Source organism: Nitrosopumilus piranensis (assembly GCF_000875775.1).
GTDB lineage: Archaea > Thermoproteota > Nitrososphaeria > Nitrososphaerales > Nitrosopumilaceae > Nitrosopumilus > Nitrosopumilus piranensis.
This window is the reverse complement of the sequence record NZ_CP010868.1, coordinates 57,247-75,818: the sequence shown is the minus strand read 5'-3', so window position 1 is coordinate 75,818 and position 18,572 is coordinate 57,247. Positions and strand designations below refer to the sequence as shown.

Genomic DNA, 18,572 nt, shown 5'->3' with positions numbered 1-18,572 from the left:
TTGTTATTCCCTCAACAAAACTTTTGCTTCTCCATCTACCAAACAATTTCCAGATTCATTTACAATTATAGTTTTTAATGTAATAATGTGTGTAGATTCACTTTTTGAAACTACCTTGCCTATTATGGTAATTTTATCATTAACAAAACAGGGTGAATGGAATTTTAGAGATTGGGATATGTATAATGCATTTTGACCTGGAAGATACATTCCTACTAATCTTGAAAGAAACGAAGATAATAACATCCCATGACATATGCGTTTTCTAAAAGATGTATTTGTTGCATAGTTTTCATTCATATGTAATGGATTATAATCTCCTGATAAATTTGCAAAACTTTCTAACATATACTCTGTCACCACTATTCTAAATTTTTTTTCCATTCCAATTTTTATTTGAGAAAAATCTAAAACCGTTATTTCATCATTCATCTAAATTAACTCCATGATTTACTAGATGTTTTTTAATGTCCTCAACTGTTTTTACATCTGTAATCTCTTCTAAAGAAAATTTAACACCAAATGTACTTTCTAGTTCATCTAATAATACTAATCCATTAAAAGAATCCCATGATTCTATTGTATCTGGACCTGATTTGTCGTTAATTTCTGAAACTGGAATTGACATAACATGTGCTATGATTTCAAAGAGTTTTTTAGACATTTAATTCATATAAAAAAGCAACAAATTTAGCGTTTACTCTAAATAAGATAAATAAATTTTTTCTCCATAAGTATTATAATCATATGTTGAAATTCATTGTTGAAGTAACATTGCAACCTGATGATAATTTTAGAATTGCAGAACAAGAATTAATGAAAGACTATGGTTATTCTGGCACTTGGGGCAGAATTAAAGTTAGATTGCGATTTCTTAAATCTTGGATATTTCATTACTTTGCATATTCGTCTCCCATTCCAAACTTTTCTATCTCAATGCAACGTGTAAGAGGAGTTAAAATAGGAAAACAATGTCATATGTCTCCTTATGTTTTAATTGATTTATTGTATCCTCATCTTGTTACGATTGGTGACAATGTATCAATTGGTAGTAATGTTATGATTTTTGCCCATTCTAACATGAGTGCAAATAATCATCTTCATAAAATATACCCTAGAAAAGTAGGTAATGTTACTATAAAATCCGGAGCAATGATTATGCCAGGTACCATAATTACTAATAATGTAACTATTGGAAAAAATTCTGTAACAGCTGTTGGTAGTGTGGTTGCATCAGATGTTCCTGATAATTGTGTTGTTGTTGGCAATCCTGCAAGAGTTGTTAAAAAAATATCTTGAAATATTATTAAAGAGATTTGTATTTCATTTTTGTATGAAATCTAGAATTTTTAATATTGGAATAGATATTGAAGAAGTCACCCGATTTTCTAACATGCCTTATGAACAAAAAAAATCATTTTATGAAAAAATATTTTCACCTGAAGAAATCAAATATTGTATGAAAAAATCTAATCCTTATCCTCATTTTGCTGCAAGGTTTTGTGCAAAAGAAGCAACAATTAAAGCAGTTGATAAAAAAAAATTAAATCTTTTTGAAATAGAAGTTCAAATGAATAATTCTAAACCTGTATTGAAATTACCTTTTTCTCATAATGCATCTGTTTCATTATCTCATACTAACAAATTTGCCACAGCATTTGTATTATTTCCAATTAATGAATTAGAATGAGACACTATCTCGCACAGATGAAAATTTGAAATTTTTTAAAAGATACTCGAATTTCTTTGCAGCAGAATTTAGCCCCCAATAATAATGCCAGGCATATTCTGGAATATGTGGCATTTTTGGATCAAGATCTTTTGGATGAATGTAACACATTGCTACATTCCCTGTTTTATTCAAATGATTTATTCCAAATTTCAAAAATTTAATTGGTAAAAATCTCAAGTGGAATCCTCCTGCAATGGGGATATTTCCAATAATTGGTATTCTTATAGTAGCTAAAGGAATCTCTAAAAAATCTCCTTCATCATTTTTTATTAGTGGATTATCTACATTCATTTTGTAAATTTTTCTTGGCGCATTTGGAAGTCCATATAATGGAGTTTTTACTGGAAAAACACTAGAATCATATTTTAGATATTTTTTCATGATGTGAAATACTTCAAAATTATTTTCATCAATTGAAAAAAATGGAGCTCTAAAACCCAATATCTTTTCTCCAGAAATTTGTTCTAAAGTTTTAATGGATTTTAACAAGTCTTCTTCAAAAATTTCTTTTGAAATTTTCCTTAAATCTTTATGATAATACCCGTGGCTTGCAATTTCATGTCCTTTTTTAATAATTTTTTCGATAAGCTCTGGAAATTTTTCTCCAATATATCCTAATGAAAAAAATGTAGCTTGGTGATTATATTTGTCAAGCAAATCTAAAATTTTATCTGTTGTTTTTTCAATCCTGCTATCATATTTTTTCCATTTATTGAATGGAAGATCACAAAAATAATCTTCTAAGTCAATAGAAAGTAAATTTTTAACCAAAATTATTCACATCTTTCAAAACCTGTACAGTTTTTAAAAATTGTCTCTCCCAAATTTTCAACATAAAATATAGCATCTGTAAAATTAACACCATTCAAATCAACATTAGTAAAATTTGAACCTGCTAAGTGTGCTTTATAGAAACTAGCATTATACAATGTTACATTATTGAAATTTACTCCATAGAAATATGCTCCATTTAATTTTGAATTTTTCAAATTTGCATTTTCTATATTTACTCGCTCTAGATTTGAATTTGTTAAATCACTATTCTCTAAATTTGCGTTGTATAAATTTGCACGAAAGAAATTAGTATTTTTTAAATTAGCGTTAGATATTTGAGCATTTTCTAAATTGGCAAATTTCATATTTCCAAATTCTAAATCAATTTTATTAATAACTATACCTTCAAAATCGCAATTACTATAATCTAAATTTAGATAAGAATTCTTTTTTGAATTATATTCTATATTACTCTGTATTTTATTAATATCACATTTTATTTCATTTTCTAAATATATTTTATCTATCTCATTTAGACTTAATAATTCTGGAATTGTTATTGTTAATACAATTACTAAAACTATAGAAATTACTAAACTACCTTTACTAAATTTTGGATATAGCATCCATTTTACCAATTTATTTTTCAATTTATATTGTTAATCACAAATATTTTATTATATTAAACTAGTAAACATTAACTTTCTCTGTTAATTTGGACATATTCGAAAATTCTGACTCTTGTGGATCTAAATTATTATTATTTACTTCATTAATTATTTCGTCAATTCCATCTTTTGCTGATTTTGTTATTGAAAAACCTAATTGTTCTTTAATTTTTTTAAATGAAACTTGGTAATTTCTTGGATCTTTTTTTGATTCTACAATTGAAATTTTTGTTGAGGGTATTTTATCTTGAATAATCTTTGCCAAATCTTGTTTTGTGTAATTTTGAGAATCATCTCCTACATTGTAAACTTGGCCTGAAATTTTTTCAGTTTTTCCATTAATAGATAGAATACATGCATTAGATATGTCATTTACATGTACTAGTGGACGCCAATAGTTTGCACCAAATAAAATTATTTCTTTGTTAACCAAAGCATCTCTAATAAATTCTTGTAAAAGTAAATCAAATCTCATTCTAGGTGATAATCCAAATGCTGTGGCAAATCTTAATACACAAGTTTCAAAATTGTCAGTTTTTGAATCTAAAATATATTTTTCTGAATGTACTTTACATTCTGAATATAAACTAAGAAAGTGTAAATCACTTTCTTCATTTGCAATCCCATCACTTGTTCCATAATTGCTACATGTTGACGAAAAAATGAAACGTTTCACTCCCTCTAGCTTACTTAAATCAATTAATTTTTTTGTAGCTAATTCATTAATTTGTTTTGCAGCTTCTGGAATTTTTTTACATAATGGCTCTCCGACAATTGCGGATAAATGTACTATACAATCAATTCCTTTGATCGATTCTTTAACAATTTTTTCATCACGAATATCACCTTTAATAAATTCAACTGAACTATTATCAATAAGTTCTTCAATTCCTTGTTTTCCATAAATAAGTGAATCTAAAATTCTAACTTTGTATCCTTTTTCTACTAGTTTTCTTGTAAGAACACTTCCAATATATCCTGCACCACCTGTAACTAAAATGAAATTATTTTTCATTACATTCAAACTTTGAAATTAGCTTTATTAACTGTACCATTTTTTAATAGTTGATTTCAAACTTTGAAAAAAATTTTCCAAATTGAACCATCAATTGGCATTAAAGAAAAACAAGAATTACTTTCTGTTATTGAATCTGGTTGGTATACTGAGGCAAAAAAAACTAGAAAATTTGAAAAAATGTTTACTGAATTTATTGGGATAAAATATGCTTGTGCTGTTACATCTGGAACTGTAGCTCTGTATCTTGGACTTAAATCATTAGGAATTGGATATGGTGATGAAGTTATTGTGCCTGATTTAACATTTGTAGCATCTCCAAATGCAGTAGAGATGACTGGTGCAAAACCTGTACTTGTTGATATTGAGCCTATTGCTATGAATTTAGATTTTAATAAACTGATGAAATTGATAACCAAAAAAACTAAAGCTGTAATGCTTGTAGCCCACAATGGTCGTTCTATAAATATAAACAAACTTTCTAAATTTGCCAAGAAAAATAATCTTTTTTTGATTGAAGATGCTGCCCATGCAATTGGATCTTATTATGGGAAACATCATATTGGCACTCAAAGTGATGTTGCAGCATTTTCTTTTAGCATACCTAAAATAATTACTACTGGTCAGGGAGGAATGGTTATTACAAATAAAAAAAATATTTATAAAAAATTGCTTACCCTAAAAGATTTTGGAAGATCTTTTGAAGATAAACAAAAAATGAACAAGGTGTTTGTTCATGATACTATAGGTTATAATTTCAAATTTACAGAATTCCAAGCTGCAATGGGAGTTGCACAAATGAATAAATTATCTTCAAATATAAAAAAGAAAAAAGAACTATACAAATTTTATAAAAAACATTTGTCACACATTCCTGAAATTGAATTTGTTGAAACGAATTTAAAAGAACAAACAATTTGGTTTGTAGACATTCTTTTAAAAACTGAAAAATTAAAATTAAAACTTATGAAATTTCTTGAACAAAAAAATATTCAAACTAGGCCCTTTTTTCCACCTCTTCATACTCTTCCCCCTTATAAAATGAAAGATGATTTATTCAAAGTATCTTCATCAATTTCTAAACGAGGTTTGTTTTTACCGTCATCTACTACTCTCACCAAATCTCAATTGAGATATGTATGTCGGAAAATTAATGAGTTTTTTGAACAATGATGAAAAATGTCTATGAAAAACTCCTTTTACTCCTTAATTCAAAAAATTTACTCTAATAGTCCAATTACAAAAACTGAATTAAGTATTTTTTTAATAGTTTTTTTTGTATCTTTTTCCATTACTGTATATCAATATTCTACTTGGGAAACCAGTAATGAACGCATTATCCATAAATCATTTGCACTATTTTCTGGAGATGAGCCATTTTATCTTCAAACTGCTTCTACAATAACTCGACATTTTTCACTTCATCCAGATGATTTTTATAAAGATCCAAATAAAGATGAAAAATTATTATTTCCTGATCTTTATTATGCTGTTGACAGCTGTAGATTACATCATTCTTTAACTGCTAGAGATGGGCATTGTTATTTTTTGCAACCTGGTTCTTCGATAATTATTGCACCTGGATACTTCTTAGGTGGTATTTTAGGTTCCATGATTACTATGAATATTATTTTTGCACTTCAAGGTGTCTTGTATTATAAAATTTTACTTAATTATACGAAAAAAAATATTGCATTTCTTGGAACTTTATTGTTTAGTTTTGCTACGATTGAATTAGTTTTTTCTCCACGTATGTATCCTGATTTACTAACTGGATTTTTTGTACTTACTGCAATCTATTTATTTTTTAAAACTGAAAAAACATTTCTTCATATTTCTTTAATTGGTGCCATCTTAGGTTTCATGCCATTTTTTAAAATCCCATTTTTGATTTTTCCATTAATACTATTGCCTGTAATGGCAATGATTTTGATTCAACACAGAAAATTTAATAGAATTTTTCAGTTAGTTGGAATGTTTTCAATTTTCTTTACTCTATTTTTATTATTACATTCAGTTGGGGCTCCAGTAGAAGGCGGAGATCCAGGTCTTGGAGGTGATTATAACGTTTTTTTCATTCAAGGAATTTCAGATAGTATTCATGGTTTAATCTTAAAATCATTTTCTGGATTAAGTAATTTATTATTTGGGCAAAGTTATGGTCTTTTCTTATTTTCACCAATAGTTCTTTTATCTTTTTTTGGTCTGAAATTTCTTTGGGCTAAAGATAGAATATTAACAATTTCTATTGTAAGTATTGTTGTATTGTTTTTGACTAGTCATAGTATTCTAATCGGAAATGCTGCTGGTTGGTCTCTTCCAAGTAGATATATGCTACCCATTTTACCTTTGGCTATATTCCCTTTTGCAGTATTGTTGGAAAAATATTCGAGGAATAAAATTTTTCATTTATTATTAATTTTTTCAACTTACATTGGAGTAAGTTTCAATTTAATCTTTGCAAGAACCATATATGCTCATTTTTTTAGAGATGGTAGAGCAGACATAGCAAACCAAGTATATTTTGGAATGGCTGAAATATTTCCAGATGTAGGCGTAAGATATGTTATTAACATTTGGCCTAACGAAAACCCCTTCTTTTGGATTTTTGTATCCGTTTTAATTTCACTTTTTACTCTATTTTTATTATACAATCATGCCAAAAAATTTTGGAATAAATCAAATATATTTTATAAAATAATTATACTTTCAATACTTTGTTCTGTTTTGATATTATTTATTATGCAATCTCATACACAAATTAATGAATTTCAAATTGAATCTGAACTGAACCACTTATATGAATTAATACTTAAACGAGAACCTTCTCAAAATGAGATAGAACATTTAAAAAATATTATTCTAAATAATACAAAAACCATTGATGATGTTAAAGAAGAATTATTGGTTTCTCCTGAGGGAATAGCAACAAAACAAATTACTGAAGTTTATAATCAAATATTGTTTAGAGAACCTGATCCTCAAGGATTAGAACATTGGAAAAATGCTATACTTGATGAAGGTAGATCCATAACCTGGGTAGAAGAAATGATAAAAAACTCTCTTGAGATTCGGAATTTGAAAAATTGATTTCTAAACAACAAACTCTTCTATTATGCATATATTCTGCAATATTCATATCTCTAGTAATTTATGTGACTTTGCCTACAGAATATCGAGAAATTACTACAGAAAAGAATTTTGTTAAAATTGTAAATATAGAAAAAAAACAATTATTTGACTTAATGGCAGATGTTTCAAACTATCCTTCTGTTCTTCGAGAAAATTTCTTAGATGTAGAAATTATTGAACAAAATTCTAATGTTTTAGTTGCTAAAGAAACTATATATGAAAATGGTATTACTGCAACATTAACTGTAAAACATATAGTAACACCATATGAAAATCATGTTTTAGAAATTCTTGATGGTGATGCTAAAGGAACAAAAATCACAATTATTTTTGAAGATGTTGATTATGGTACAAAAGTATCAATAAAATCTGAAATGCATTTAACTGGATTACTCATACCTTTTGCATATCTTCCTGATTCCAATCTAAATCATGCAACTAATACTGTTATTGATAGTTTTGTAAATTATATTAAAAATAATTAATTCTTTAATTTTCATATAATTTCATTTTTTAAATTTTTTTATTTTTAATTGTTTTAAGAATTAAGAAATCAATTTCTTTCTTAACTGAGAATTTTAAAGTCAGACAAACTTATAAAACTGTAAAAGTTGCGTTATTTATGAAAATATTCGTCACTGGTATGACTGGTTTTCTTGGGGATCAACTTGGTTCAAAATTACTTCAAAAAGGCCATACTCTTGGAACCTTAGTTAGAAATGTATCTTCCTCTGATCGTGCATTAGCCCCAAATACTGAATCTATGATTAGAGGTGACAAGAAAAAAGGCATTTCATACTTTTATGGTGACTTAACAGACTATCTTACGATTCAAGATGCATTATCTAGTTTCAAACCTGATGTTATAATTCATTTAGGTGCTCAAACATCTGTTGCATACAGTTTCACACATGTAACTGAAGTACTTAACGTAAATTTCATGGGTGTTGTAAATATGGCTGAAGCAGCCAGACGTACACTCCCAAAATTAAAACATTTCATCTTTTCTGGTTCTGCTGAAGAATATGGTGTACAAACCAAATTCCCAATTCCAGAAAATGTTGAATTACAAGCAGCAAGTCCTTATGCTGTAGCAAAGATTGCTTCTGAAAAATTTCTCAAGTATTTGTATGATGCATATGGGTTCCCTGCAATAATTTTTAGAAATGCGAATTCTTATGGTAGAAAACATAACCATCAATTTGTAATTGAAAGTATTATTCATCAAATGTATAATAACAAATCATTGATTAAACTAGGTGATCCTAGACCTTCACGAGATTTTGTTTTTGAACCTGATTTACTTGCTGCATATATTTTAGCAGCAGAAAGTAAAAATAACAAATTACATGGTGAGTCCATCAATATTTCTACTGGAAGAGCAGTAACAATAAAAGAACTAGCATTGAAACTTGCAAGAATTACCGGTTACAAAGGTAAAATTCAATGGAACAGCTTTCCTAAAAGGGCAATGGAGATTCCAAAATTGCAAATGTCTAATTCTAAAGCTATCAAGCTTTTAAAATGGAAACCAAGTGTTACACTAGATCAGGGATTGAAAATTACTGCATCATATTATAAACCAACTTGAATAAATAATGCAAATTTTTTCTAATGTGTTAAAAATTAATTATTAGATTTTTAGAATGTAGATGATTTTTTTATTTTTAAAAAACTACCTACGATTATGTTCAAACATTAACTTTAAGAATAAAAATTTGGAAGGCATTTTATGAAGAAATTCACTGTGTTGATACCTCATAACAAATCACCACATCTCCATGACTTATTAACACAACAATGTAAAAACATATGCGCTGAATTAAGCAAAAATACCCAACTAGAAGTTATTTGGGTTAAATTTCCTACAGATGAATTAAAAACCTCTGAGATGAATGATCCAAAAATTATTGATTCTACAAAATATAATAATGCATTAGAAATTTTGAATGAAATAAATCCTGATTGCGTGATGGTAAACAGCTCATTAGATTTTCATAATATTGAATTCGCATTGTCCTCAAAATTTAAAAAAATTCCTTTAATTGTACTGTTTTTTAGAAGTTATCTACGCCTAAATGCTCATTCTACATTTGAAACATTTAGATCACGTGTTAGAAATGCATTCAAAAATCAAGGTATAAAAAGTATTTCTACTAAAACTACCACTACCAGCTCTACAATCTTTTTTCTAAAACAATATTCTTACTTATTTAGAACATTAAGATCTATAAATTACAGTTTTCCTCATACTATTCTATTTCTTTTAAAATATACTAAGCTGGGATTGTTTTCCTATAGTCCCATAGATAAGATGATAAGCGGAAATGCAAATTTATGCACTACCTCAAATTGGCCTGAAAAATTAATTTCTGCAGGGTTTGATTCTTCATCTATATTTGTTGTTGGAGATCCATATTATGATACTATGTTTTTTAATCTAAATAAACAAGAAGCAAAAAATACCCCACAAAATTCAAAGATCAAAATTTTATTTTGTCCCTCTGCACGACACGAACATGGATTATGTTCAAAACATTCCGAACAAGAAATGATTATCAACTCAGTAAATGAAATTTTAAAGTTTGATAATTTTGAAATAGCAATAAAAATTCATCCCTCAAGTGCTTCATGGAGCGAATATGAAAATGAAATTTTACCAAAATTATCTCATAAAATCAATTTATACAAAAATGAAGATTTGGCAGAACTTGTTAATCAATATGATGTGATGTTAACATATGGTGGAACAGGAGCAATTCACTATGCAGCTTTTCTAAAAAAACCTATAGTAAATTTAGATTTTCAAAATGATTCTACTGGAGAAAATTTGTTTACTCATAAAGACATAGTTGTTTCCTGCTATAACTTAAAATCATTGAAATCTTCTATTGAAACTGCATACCAAAAAACAATCCTTCAAAAAGATTGTGATGATTATATTGAAAAATATATTGGAAGATTTGATGGCAAAAATTCTGAACGAGCTGCTCTACAAATTATTAAAACTATAAAAGAAAATAAAATTAAAAAGAAAATATTTTATATTGATAGATTCACAAATTGGACTGCTCAAATCTTTGAGGGTTTACAAGAAATAATAAACAAAGGACATGATTATGAAATTTTTTTCGTAGGTCCACAAAAAAAAAATCTACGTACATGGTTATCTGATCAAAATGTAAAAGATTCTAAACGAATATGGCATTATGGTCATTTTGTTAGAAGTTTATTCTCTTATATTAAAAAAGAAAAACCCCTTATCGTTCATTTTTCATTTGAATGGAGAATGTTTGGACCTATTTTTGCATCATTAAAACTTCCACTTTTGTTATTTCTATTAAAAACACAAACAAAATCAAAAATTATTGTAGATTTACGAGCCCCATTAGTTTCTAAACAATCAGGAAAATGGGAAATAATGAATGATATTATTCCTGTAAAACTTCCCAAGCCTGTAATAGAATTATTCATGAAAATTTTTATTAAAATGATTTGTGGATTTAGCCATAAAATTATTGTGGATGCTCCAGGCAACAAAGATGGTTTAATTGATTTTTATAGAATTGAATCAAATAAAATTGAAGTTAATACATTAATTCTTCCACCACAAAAAAAATCTACTAATTTAGAAAAAACACGAATTAGCACAAAATTTTCTGACAAAAAAATAATTTTATGTTTTGGTGTTATTACTTCAAGAAAATCTTATGATATAATTATCAAAAGTTTTAGTAAAATCCATCATAAAATACCAGATCATGTATTAGTTATTGCAGGTTTGGCAGATGATGATGCAAAACCTTATGAGAAAATGTTGAAAAATTTGGTACAAAAACTGAATTTAGAAAACCGTGTATTTTTTGTTGGCTATGTTAATGATGATGAATCTGAAGATTTGTTTGATATGGCAGAAATTGCATTATACATTTATCGTCCTTATCCTGATTCTTCAGGAGCTTTATTTTATGCAATTTATCATGGAACTCCTTGTATTGTTTCTAATAGTGAAACTTTTACAGAAATTCTTGATTATGATGATGCATTGTTTGTAGAACATGGAGATGAAAATCAACTTTCAAATTCTATTTTTGAATTGGCAACAAATTCTGATCTCAGAGAGAAATTCAAACAAAAAATGATTAAAGTTTCAGAAAAAACTTCAAAATTAACAACATCCAAAAAATATTTAGAAATTTATAAAAACGCAATTCAAAAATCTGATGTTAATTAAAATAAATGATTATCATTTTTTGAATCTTTAAATGTAAAATGATAATATTTTATCTTTCATTATTTTGATTTCTTCATATCAATATCAATATAACCTAAATATTGTTTAAAAAAACTGTACCTATGAAATGTGTTATACTTGCCGGAGGCTTTGGAACTCGTATTTTTGAAGAAACTAGGACAAAACCAAAACCTCTGGTAGAAATTGGTGGAAAACCTATTCTTTGGCATATTATGAAATCTTATTCGTTTTATGGAATAAATGATTTTGTGATATGTTGTGGTTATAAATCAAATATGATTCAAGAATATGTAAAATCTTTTGATGAGTCTTGGAATGTTATTGCTATTGACACCGGACTTGAAACAATGACTGGTGGAAGATTAAAGAGAGTTCAAAAATATGTTGATCAAAATACCTTTTGTTTTACTTATGGTGATACATTAAACAACGTAAATATTTCTGATTTGATAAATTTTCATAAAAAACATCAATTACTTGCTACAGTAACTGCATGTCATCCTAATGAAAAATATGGAATTTTACAATTAAAAGAAAACCTTGTTGTTGAGTTTAGAGAAAAACCGCCTTTAGAAAATGTTTGGGTTAATGGTGGTTATTTTGTTTTAGAACCTGATATTTTTGATTATATAGAAGGGGATAATACTGTTTGGGAAAAAACTCCTTTAGAAAAATTGGCTTGTGAAGAAAATCTCTCTGCGTTTAAACATGTTGATTTTTATCAACCTATGGACACATTAAGTGATAAAAATTATTTGAATAAATTATGGGACTCAAACAATGCAAAATGGAGATTGTGGAATTGAATTGTCGTTTTTGTAATTCTTCATTAAAACATATTTTTGCTGATCTAGGGAAAACCCCTCTTGCAAATTCTTATCTTAACTCAGATAATTTAGAAAAACCTGAAACATTTTATCCTCTTAAAGCATATGTGTGCGAAAACTGTTTTTTGGTTCAAACTGATGAATTTGAAAAACCTCAAAACATTTTTGAAGAATATGCATATCACTCATCATTTTCAAAAACATGGATCCATCACATTCAAGAATTTGTCATGAATACAATTAAAAGATTTAAACTAGATGAAAAAAATCATGTTATAGAGATTGCAAGTAATGATGGGTATATGTTGCAATTTTTCAAAAATAATGGTATACCTGTTTTAGGAATAGAACCTGCAAAAAATATTGCAAAAATTGCAGAAGAAAAAGGTATTCCCACTATCTCAAAATTCTTTGGTGAACAAACTGCTTCTGAAGTAATTTCTGTAAAACAGAAAGCTGATATTTTGATTGCATTTAATGTATTACCTCATGTTCCTAATTTGTTAGATTTTGTTAAAGGATTAAAAAAATTATTAAACGATAATGGTGTTTTGATAATTCAATTTTCTGCTTATTTGTCACAAATGATTGAAAAAACAGAATTTGACATGATTTATCATGAACATTTCTCATATTTTTCATTATTCACATTACAAAAAATTTTCTCACATTGTGATTTGGACATTTTTGATGTTGAAGAATTTACTATTCATGGGGGATCTTTACGACTATTTATCAAGCATAAAAATAACCAAACAATTTCTTTAAAGACATCTGTTTCAAAGCAATTAAAGTTAGAAGAAAAATTTGGTATTCCAAAATTAATTACATATGAGAATTATCAGGACCATATTATTAATATTAAACAGAATATTTGGACATTTTTTAAACAAATTAAAAATGAATCTAAAACTATTGTTGGTTATGGCGCTCCTGCAAAAGCAAATACTTTGTTGAATTATTGTGGAATTGGAACTGATTTTCTAGATTATACTGTTGATTTAGATCCATATAAACAAGGGTTGTTTTTACCTGGAACGGGAATTCCAATTTTTTCACCTGAAAAAATTTCAGAAACAAACCCTGATTATGTAGTTATTTTAGCATGGAATTTAAAAGATGAAATTATTGAACAATTGCAATTTATTCGAAATTGGGGTGGAAAATTTATTGTACTGATTCCTGAGGTTGAAATAATCTCATGATTTTTACTGAAACCCCGCTTAAAGATGTATTTGTTATAGAAATTAAAAAACTGACTGACGAACGAGGATTTTTTGCTAGATCTTGGGATAAAAAAATATTTGAACAAAACAAACTTAATTCAAATCTTGTCCAATGCAATATTTCATTTAATGCTAAAAAAGGCACTATCCGAGGCATGCATTTTCAGAAAGCACCTCATGAGGAATCAAAACTAGTTAGATGTGTGAAAGGCAGTGTATATGAAGTTGCAGTCGATTTACGTGTTGATTCAAAAACTTATTTACAATGGTTTGGAATTACTTTGTCATCAGAAAATCTCAAAATGTTATATGTCCCGGAAGGTTTTGCTTTAGGATTTCAAACATTAGAGGATAATACTGAATTATTTTATCAAATGTCTCATGAATATGTTCCCCAATCAAGTAATGGGATTAGATGGAATGATCCAAAATTAAATATTTGTTGGCCTCTTACTCCAACTATAATTTCTGAAAAAGATAAACAATTACAATTTGTTAAATAATTATTTCATTTGTGGTGTGAATAACAAATTATCATAACCATACGTCTCTTTAATTTTATGTTTGGAAAACCTTCCATTTTTAAATTCAAAACAATTATAATTTTTTTCCAATAGAAACTCAATAGTTTTTTTACTTTCTGGAATTTCTGAAAATGAATCCCCAACCTCAATTGTGATTAATGGTAGTTTTTTTACAAAAATTTTTTCCATTCCTTTTAAAATTTCTAATTCTGCAGATTCTGCATCAATTTTAACAAAATCTGGTACTTGATTTTCAAAATAACTATCTAATCTGACAGATTTTATTTTATTTTTATTTTCTTTTATGTCATTATTTTTTAGTTTTGGCTTTGTAAAGCTATTGAATGCTGAATGAACTATTCCAAAATCATTAAATTCTAATTCTGAATTTTTTGACCAACATGCTATGTTATTAACAAAATTATTTTCTTGTTTTAGATTAGTTCTAAGAATATCAAAACTACTTTTTGTTGGTTCGAAAGAATGTACTTGACCAGATTTTCCTACAATATTTGAGGCTAAAATTGAAAAATAACCAAAATGAGCTCCTACATCACAAAAAATCATTCCAGGTTTTAAATATTCTAATAAAATACGTGTTAATCCATATTCAAAAAATTTAAAATAATACAAAAATTCTGAAACTCTTTCTGGTAACACTACTATCATTTTATCATTTGAAAAAAGACTAATTTCTACTTTTTTTGGAAATTTTGAATATCTATATCTTAATCTCTCAAAAAGTAATTTTGTTGCTATTTTTGGATTATTAAATCCCATTTTTATTAATGATCTACTATTAAGATTATTTTGTTTTTCAAGAATTTTTTTTTCTATCTCAGTTATCATTTTTCTTTTAATATGTTTACGATCTCTTTTACATCTACTTTCATTTCATCTGGAATGGGACATAACCAATTTGATAAAATTTCTTTTGTTAAGATAATCTTCTTTTTTAAATGACATTTATCATGTATCTCTGAAATTAAATTATAACAAAGTAAATTTTCACTTTTACTATCATCAATTACTATTATTTTATTTGTAATTTTCACATTATCTATTATGTGTTTCCAATTACATGGAGTCATTGATGTAACATTAAATATACTTGATGATATTCCATTTTTTTCTAATTCTTTTTGAATTACTATTCCTTTTTCAAATGAAAAATTGAAACAAACAATTGTAACATCACATCCATCTGTATATTTAACTACTGAAAAATCTGAATTTTCTTTTATTGGATTTATGTCTATAATTTCAGTATTTACTAATCTTTGACTTATTCCTAGAATTCTGAATCCTTTGGAAACCAATTTAGTTCCAATAATTTTTTCTGTTTCATATTTTGTAGAAATAGCATATCCTGGAATTCTAGCTATGGAGCAAAAATCTGCAAAATTGTTTAAACTAGATTGAGGCCCTTGAAATCCATTATCGACTATTACAGGCATAATGGTGAATGATGATTTAAGATCGGAATTTGTGTTTCTTATGTTGTTGAATGTATTTACTAATTGATCTATGCCTAGAAGTAAAAAATCTAATTGTTTCATAAAAAAAACTGATGAAACCTCATTTAGCATCAATCCGAATCCAAAACCACATAATGTATTTTCTGAATTTGTAGAATTAATCACTTTACTTGTTGTCTTGACATTCATTCCTCTTGTTAATCCCCCTATGCAAGAACCTGCACTAATATTCTGTCCAAATAATACTAAATTATCTTCCTTGGAAACAATATTTTTTATTTGATCATTTACAGTTTCAATATATTTCATTTAATCTCTTCCTTCAATTCTCTGAGTGTTTCTTCAGCAATTTTTGATATTTCATTTTCATCAAAATATTTTTCTAATACAAATATTGGATCATCTACATTATTTTTAATTTTTATTTGACATTTTTTCAGATCAATACTTGGAGTTGGTCCTGCATGATAGTTTACAAATTTTCCATCTGGAATTTCTGGAGTTTTTAAAATCCAATCCCCTAACGTATTAACCATAACCTCAATTAATATAGGTGATTTTGTTTTCAATGAAATATCTCTTAGTTTTTCTAATTTTTCAATATAGTCAAAAGGATCATTACCTGAAATTCGTACAAATTTTATGTCATATGCCTCAGCAAATTTTTCTAAATTTATTGGATGTCTACGTTCATGTATTCGTGTAGACATAGACCATTCATTATTTTCAATTATCATTAATGTACTCAAATCCAAACTTTTGAACATAAGCAAACTTTCATGAAATGTACCTTCTTCTAATGATCCATCTCCTCCCAACACTATTGTTATTCCTCCATCTTTCATTTTTTCAGCAAATGAAATTCCAGTTGCTACTGCAAAATTATTTCCCAAGATACTTGAAGAATAAATTATTCCCTCTTTAGGATTTGTTAAATTCATAGATCCAGTTTTCCCTTGCATTAGTCCACTTGATTTTAAATAGTATTCATCTAAAATTGGCTTTAATTTTCCGGATCTTGCAAGATTGTAAGCTACGTTTCTGTGAGTTAAAATCAGTTTGTCTGATTCTTTCATAATTTTTGAAACTGCTATGCTAATAGATTCATGTCCTAAGGCTAAATGAATCGGAATTTTAAATTTTTTTTCTTTATAATCTTCATTGATTAACATTTGTGAAATTCTAATATATAACACATTTTTTGCTATTTTCTTTCTTTCATTTTGTTCCATATCTTTTTAGAGAAATTCCTTTATGTTTTTAATTCCTTCTTCTAGTCCTATTTTTGGTTCCCATTTTAACAACTTTTTTGCTTTTTCATTTGAAGGGTTACGTATGCTTACATTCTCAGAATTTTTTTCACTAATTTTCACTTTTTTCTTAAAAATTTTTTGAGATGTATCTATTATATCTTCTAAAGTTATAATTTTATTTCCGGATAAATTTATTGTATTGATACCTGTAAGATTCAAAGAACTAATTATGCCATCACAAATATCATTCACATGAATAAATCTCCTTCCAGTTTTTAATGAACCTACAGAAACATTATCTGAATTCTTTACCGCACTGGCTATAGATTCAAATGCTGACCAATTATTTTTTCTAGGACCATAAATTATTCCAAATCTCAAAATAGTAATATTAGATAGGCCATTTTGATTTTCTTGTTTAAGATTAATTTCTGAAACTAGTTTTGACAACGCATATTCTGATGTATGTTCTGAAATATCGATTTTTGAATTTTCATCTTTTTCTTCATTACCTTGGAATCCTTCATAAACCCATTCTGTTGAAGCAAAAATGAATTGTTTGATATTTTTCTTTTTTCCTATATCAATTAAATTAAGTGTACCCATTACATTAACATCAAAACAATCATAACTTTTCCCTTTGCACATTGGATCACTTGATAATGCTGCTAAGTGAATTAATGCTTCTGCATTATCTGGGATTGAATCAAGTAACGTTTTGTCCCGTATGTCTTTTTTTACATATTCATAATGTTGAGATTTATCTTCAACTAAATCAACACCCATTATTTTTTTATTATTTTCTAATAATTTTTTAATTAAATTTCTACCTACAAAACTTTCTGAACCAGTAACAATAATCATGTTATTGTGCGTATAAATTGATTATTTATACTGAGATATAATGTGCTAGAATTTTATATAATTAATTCATTTTTTTATATTGTGACACAGAAAAAAAATATGAACTTTAAAGGAAAAAATTGTCTTATAACTGGTGCCACAGGTGGTTTAGGTACAGAATTATCTCTGTTATTGGCAAAAATGGGGTTCAATCTATTTTTGACATCAACTCGAAAATCGTCTCTTATAAAATTAGAAAAAAAAATTCAAAATTTCTCTAATGTGCGCACTTCATCATTTGTTGCTGATTTCACAAAAAACTCTGATATACAAAAACTCATCAAAAAAATCAGACACGACTTTGGCACAGTTGATATAATCATTAACAATGCCGCAATTTTTTATCCAAAATCTATGCTTTCTTCCTCCTTAGATGATTTTGAAAAAAGTTTTTCTGTTAATGTCAAAGCTCCTTATGTTCTTTGTAACAAATTTGGTCATGATATGAAAAAAAATCGATGGGGACGTATTGTCAATATTGGTTCTGCAGCAGCGTATAGGGGAATTGAAAATCAATCTATTTACTGTTCTACAAAATTTGCATTATTGGGATTCTCAAAATCTTTAGTACAAGAATTTTCAAAGTATAATGTACGTGTTTTTTTTGTTGCTCCTGGGCCTCTTCAAACTGATATGGGTAAAATTGTGATTAAAAATAACAAACAACTAAACTATGATTCATTTGTCACTCCAACAGAATTATCTAAATTTATTCTAGATCTTATTGTATATGAAAAACAACTATTTGTTGAAGAAGTTCGTGTAGGGCGAATTGATTTTTAGAT

At 27.3% G+C, this 18,572-nt stretch carries 20 protein-coding genes; 11 read left to right on the top strand and 9 right to left on the bottom strand.

The genetic code is table 11. From position 1 onward, the window contains the following. Nucleotides 1-3: 3 nt before the first annotated feature. Nucleotides 4-432 (bottom strand): MaoC family dehydratase, encoded by a 429-nt coding sequence (locus NPIRD3C_RS00355; protein WP_237087675.1) that lies wholly within the window; start codon nucleotides 430-432, stop codon nucleotides 4-6. After that, nucleotides 425-664 (bottom strand): acyl carrier protein, encoded by a 240-nt coding sequence (locus NPIRD3C_RS00350; protein WP_148702323.1) that lies wholly within the window; start codon nucleotides 662-664, stop codon nucleotides 425-427. Before NPIRD3C_RS00350 ends, NPIRD3C_RS00355 begins: the two co-directional genes overlap by 8 nt. An 83-nt stretch (nucleotides 665-747) precedes the next feature. On the opposite strand from NPIRD3C_RS00350, the gene NPIRD3C_RS00345 reads away from it, so the two are divergent. After that, nucleotides 748-1,299: an acyltransferase gene (locus tag NPIRD3C_RS00345; RefSeq protein WP_148702322.1), complete on the top strand. Its 552-nt coding sequence runs from the start codon at nucleotides 748-750 to the stop codon at nucleotides 1,297-1,299. Between the two features lie 34 nt (nucleotides 1,300-1,333). Further along, nucleotides 1,334-1,690, top strand: a complete 357-nt coding sequence (locus NPIRD3C_RS00340; protein ID WP_148702321.1) for a holo-ACP synthase — start codon at nucleotides 1,334-1,336, stop codon at nucleotides 1,688-1,690. Here the strand turns inward: NPIRD3C_RS00340 and NPIRD3C_RS00335 are convergent. The 3 genes from NPIRD3C_RS00335 to NPIRD3C_RS00325 are packed head-to-tail and all read right to left on the bottom strand — an operon-like array spanning nucleotide 1,682 to nucleotide 4,189. Then, nucleotides 1,682-2,503 carry a polysaccharide deacetylase family protein gene (locus tag NPIRD3C_RS00335; RefSeq protein ID WP_148702320.1) on the bottom strand — a complete coding sequence of 274 codons (822 nt, stop codon included), beginning with the start codon at nucleotides 2,501-2,503 and terminating at the stop codon, nucleotides 1,682-1,684. The genes NPIRD3C_RS00340 and NPIRD3C_RS00335 overlap by 9 nt on opposite strands. Before the next feature lie 2 nt (nucleotides 2,504-2,505). After that, nucleotides 2,506-3,156 (bottom strand): pentapeptide repeat-containing protein, encoded by a 651-nt coding sequence (locus NPIRD3C_RS00330; protein ID WP_148702319.1) that lies wholly within the window; start codon nucleotides 3,154-3,156, stop codon nucleotides 2,506-2,508. Between the two features lie 37 nt (nucleotides 3,157-3,193). Next, nucleotides 3,194-4,189 (bottom strand): NAD-dependent epimerase/dehydratase family protein, encoded by a 996-nt coding sequence (locus NPIRD3C_RS00325; protein ID WP_148702318.1) that lies wholly within the window; start codon nucleotides 4,187-4,189, stop codon nucleotides 3,194-3,196. A gap of 63 nt (nucleotides 4,190-4,252) precedes the next feature. On the opposite strand from NPIRD3C_RS00325, the gene NPIRD3C_RS00320 reads away from it, so the two are divergent. The 8 genes from NPIRD3C_RS00320 to rfbC all read left to right on the top strand — a co-directional run bounded on the left by NPIRD3C_RS00320 (nucleotide 4,253) and on the right by rfbC (nucleotide 14,132). Then, entirely contained in the window at nucleotides 4,253-5,362 is a 1,110-nt protein-coding gene (locus NPIRD3C_RS00320; protein ID WP_148702317.1) for a DegT/DnrJ/EryC1/StrS family aminotransferase, read from the top strand. Nucleotides 5,363-5,374: 12 nt separating this feature from the next. Next, complete coding sequence (locus NPIRD3C_RS00315) at nucleotides 5,375-7,279, top strand: hypothetical protein (RefSeq protein WP_148702316.1); 1,905 nt, start codon at nucleotides 5,375-5,377, stop codon at nucleotides 7,277-7,279. Next, nucleotides 7,276-7,806 carry a type II toxin-antitoxin system RatA family toxin gene (locus NPIRD3C_RS00310; RefSeq protein ID WP_148702315.1) on the top strand — a complete coding sequence of 177 codons (531 nt, stop codon included), beginning with the start codon at nucleotides 7,276-7,278 and terminating at the stop codon, nucleotides 7,804-7,806. The genes NPIRD3C_RS00315 and NPIRD3C_RS00310 overlap by 4 nt, the downstream gene beginning before the upstream one ends. 137 nt (nucleotides 7,807-7,943) lie before the next feature. Next, nucleotides 7,944-8,912, top strand: coding sequence for an NAD-dependent epimerase/dehydratase family protein (locus NPIRD3C_RS00305; RefSeq protein ID WP_148702314.1), 969 nt, complete (start codon nucleotides 7,944-7,946; stop codon nucleotides 8,910-8,912). A gap of 141 nt (nucleotides 8,913-9,053) precedes the next feature. Next, nucleotides 9,054-11,555, top strand: coding sequence for a glycosyltransferase (locus NPIRD3C_RS00300; RefSeq protein WP_148702313.1), 2,502 nt, complete (start codon nucleotides 9,054-9,056; stop codon nucleotides 11,553-11,555). 122 nt (nucleotides 11,556-11,677) lie between these two features. Continuing rightward, on the top strand, nucleotides 11,678-12,382 hold the full coding sequence (locus NPIRD3C_RS00295; protein ID WP_148702312.1) for a sugar phosphate nucleotidyltransferase: 705 nt from the start codon (nucleotides 11,678-11,680) through the stop codon (nucleotides 12,380-12,382). Next, nucleotides 12,373-13,608, top strand: a complete 1,236-nt coding sequence (locus NPIRD3C_RS00290; protein WP_237087761.1) for a class I SAM-dependent methyltransferase — start codon at nucleotides 12,373-12,375, stop codon at nucleotides 13,606-13,608. The genes NPIRD3C_RS00295 and NPIRD3C_RS00290 overlap by 10 nt, the downstream gene beginning before the upstream one ends. Continuing rightward, entirely contained in the window at nucleotides 13,605-14,132 is a 528-nt protein-coding gene (rfbC, locus tag NPIRD3C_RS00285) for a dTDP-4-dehydrorhamnose 3,5-epimerase (protein ID WP_148702310.1), read from the top strand. The genes NPIRD3C_RS00290 and rfbC overlap by 4 nt, the downstream gene beginning before the upstream one ends. Here rfbC and NPIRD3C_RS00280 read toward each other — a convergent pair whose 3' ends face one another. The 4 genes from NPIRD3C_RS00280 to NPIRD3C_RS00265 form a co-directional block, all read right to left on the bottom strand. Then, nucleotides 14,133-14,933 (bottom strand): FkbM family methyltransferase, encoded by an 801-nt coding sequence (locus NPIRD3C_RS00280; protein ID WP_160272825.1) that lies wholly within the window; start codon nucleotides 14,931-14,933, stop codon nucleotides 14,133-14,135. It lies immediately after the preceding gene. Between the two features lie 65 nt (nucleotides 14,934-14,998). Then, entirely contained in the window at nucleotides 14,999-15,940 is a 942-nt protein-coding gene (locus tag NPIRD3C_RS00275) for a transketolase C-terminal domain-containing protein (RefSeq protein WP_148702308.1), read from the bottom strand. After that, entirely contained in the window at nucleotides 15,937-16,863 is a 927-nt protein-coding gene (locus tag NPIRD3C_RS00270; protein WP_148702307.1) for a thiamine pyrophosphate-dependent enzyme, read from the bottom strand. The genes NPIRD3C_RS00275 and NPIRD3C_RS00270 overlap by 4 nt, the downstream gene beginning before the upstream one ends. A 6-nt stretch (nucleotides 16,864-16,869) precedes the next feature. Further along, nucleotides 16,870-17,748, bottom strand: coding sequence for an NAD-dependent epimerase/dehydratase family protein (locus tag NPIRD3C_RS00265; protein WP_148702306.1), 879 nt, complete (start codon nucleotides 17,746-17,748; stop codon nucleotides 16,870-16,872). Between the two features lie 81 nt (nucleotides 17,749-17,829). On the opposite strand from NPIRD3C_RS00265, the gene NPIRD3C_RS00260 reads away from it, so the two are divergent. Continuing rightward, the gene (locus NPIRD3C_RS00260) at nucleotides 17,830-18,570 is read left to right on the top strand and encodes an SDR family NAD(P)-dependent oxidoreductase (RefSeq protein WP_148702305.1); all 741 of its coding nucleotides are present in this window, start codon (nucleotides 17,830-17,832) and stop codon (nucleotides 18,568-18,570) included. Nucleotides 18,571-18,572: the final 2 nt, after the last annotated feature.

Coding starts and splice junctions, on each gene's coding strand:
- NPIRD3C_RS00355 (WP_237087675.1), bottom strand. CDS start 432: ATGAATGATGAAATAACGGTTTTAGATTTTTCTCAAATAAAAATTGGA.
- NPIRD3C_RS00350 (WP_148702323.1), bottom strand. CDS start 664: ATGTCTAAAAAACTCTTTGAAATCATAGCACATGTTATGTCAATTCCA.
- NPIRD3C_RS00345 (WP_148702322.1), top strand. CDS start 748: ATGTTGAAATTCATTGTTGAAGTAACATTGCAACCTGATGATAATTTT.
- NPIRD3C_RS00340 (WP_148702321.1), top strand. CDS start 1,334: ATGAAATCTAGAATTTTTAATATTGGAATAGATATTGAAGAAGTCACC.
- NPIRD3C_RS00325 (WP_148702318.1), bottom strand. CDS start 4,189: ATGAAAAATAATTTCATTTTAGTTACAGGTGGTGCAGGATATATTGGA.
- NPIRD3C_RS00315 (WP_148702316.1), top strand. CDS start 5,375: ATGAAAAACTCCTTTTACTCCTTAATTCAAAAAATTTACTCTAATAGT.
- NPIRD3C_RS00305 (WP_148702314.1), top strand. CDS start 7,944: ATGAAAATATTCGTCACTGGTATGACTGGTTTTCTTGGGGATCAACTT.
- NPIRD3C_RS00300 (WP_148702313.1), top strand. CDS start 9,054: ATGAAGAAATTCACTGTGTTGATACCTCATAACAAATCACCACATCTC.
- NPIRD3C_RS00295 (WP_148702312.1), top strand. CDS start 11,678: ATGAAATGTGTTATACTTGCCGGAGGCTTTGGAACTCGTATTTTTGAA.
- rfbC (WP_148702310.1), top strand. CDS start 13,605: ATGATTTTTACTGAAACCCCGCTTAAAGATGTATTTGTTATAGAAATT.
- NPIRD3C_RS00280 (WP_160272825.1), bottom strand. CDS start 14,933: ATGGGATTTAATAATCCAAAAATAGCAACAAAATTACTTTTTGAGAGA.
- NPIRD3C_RS00275 (WP_148702308.1), bottom strand. CDS start 15,940: ATGAAATATATTGAAACTGTAAATGATCAAATAAAAAATATTGTTTCC.
- NPIRD3C_RS00270 (WP_148702307.1), bottom strand. CDS start 16,863: ATGGAACAAAATGAAAGAAAGAAAATAGCAAAAAATGTGTTATATATT.
- NPIRD3C_RS00265 (WP_148702306.1), bottom strand. CDS start 17,748: ATGATTATTGTTACTGGTTCAGAAAGTTTTGTAGGTAGAAATTTAATT.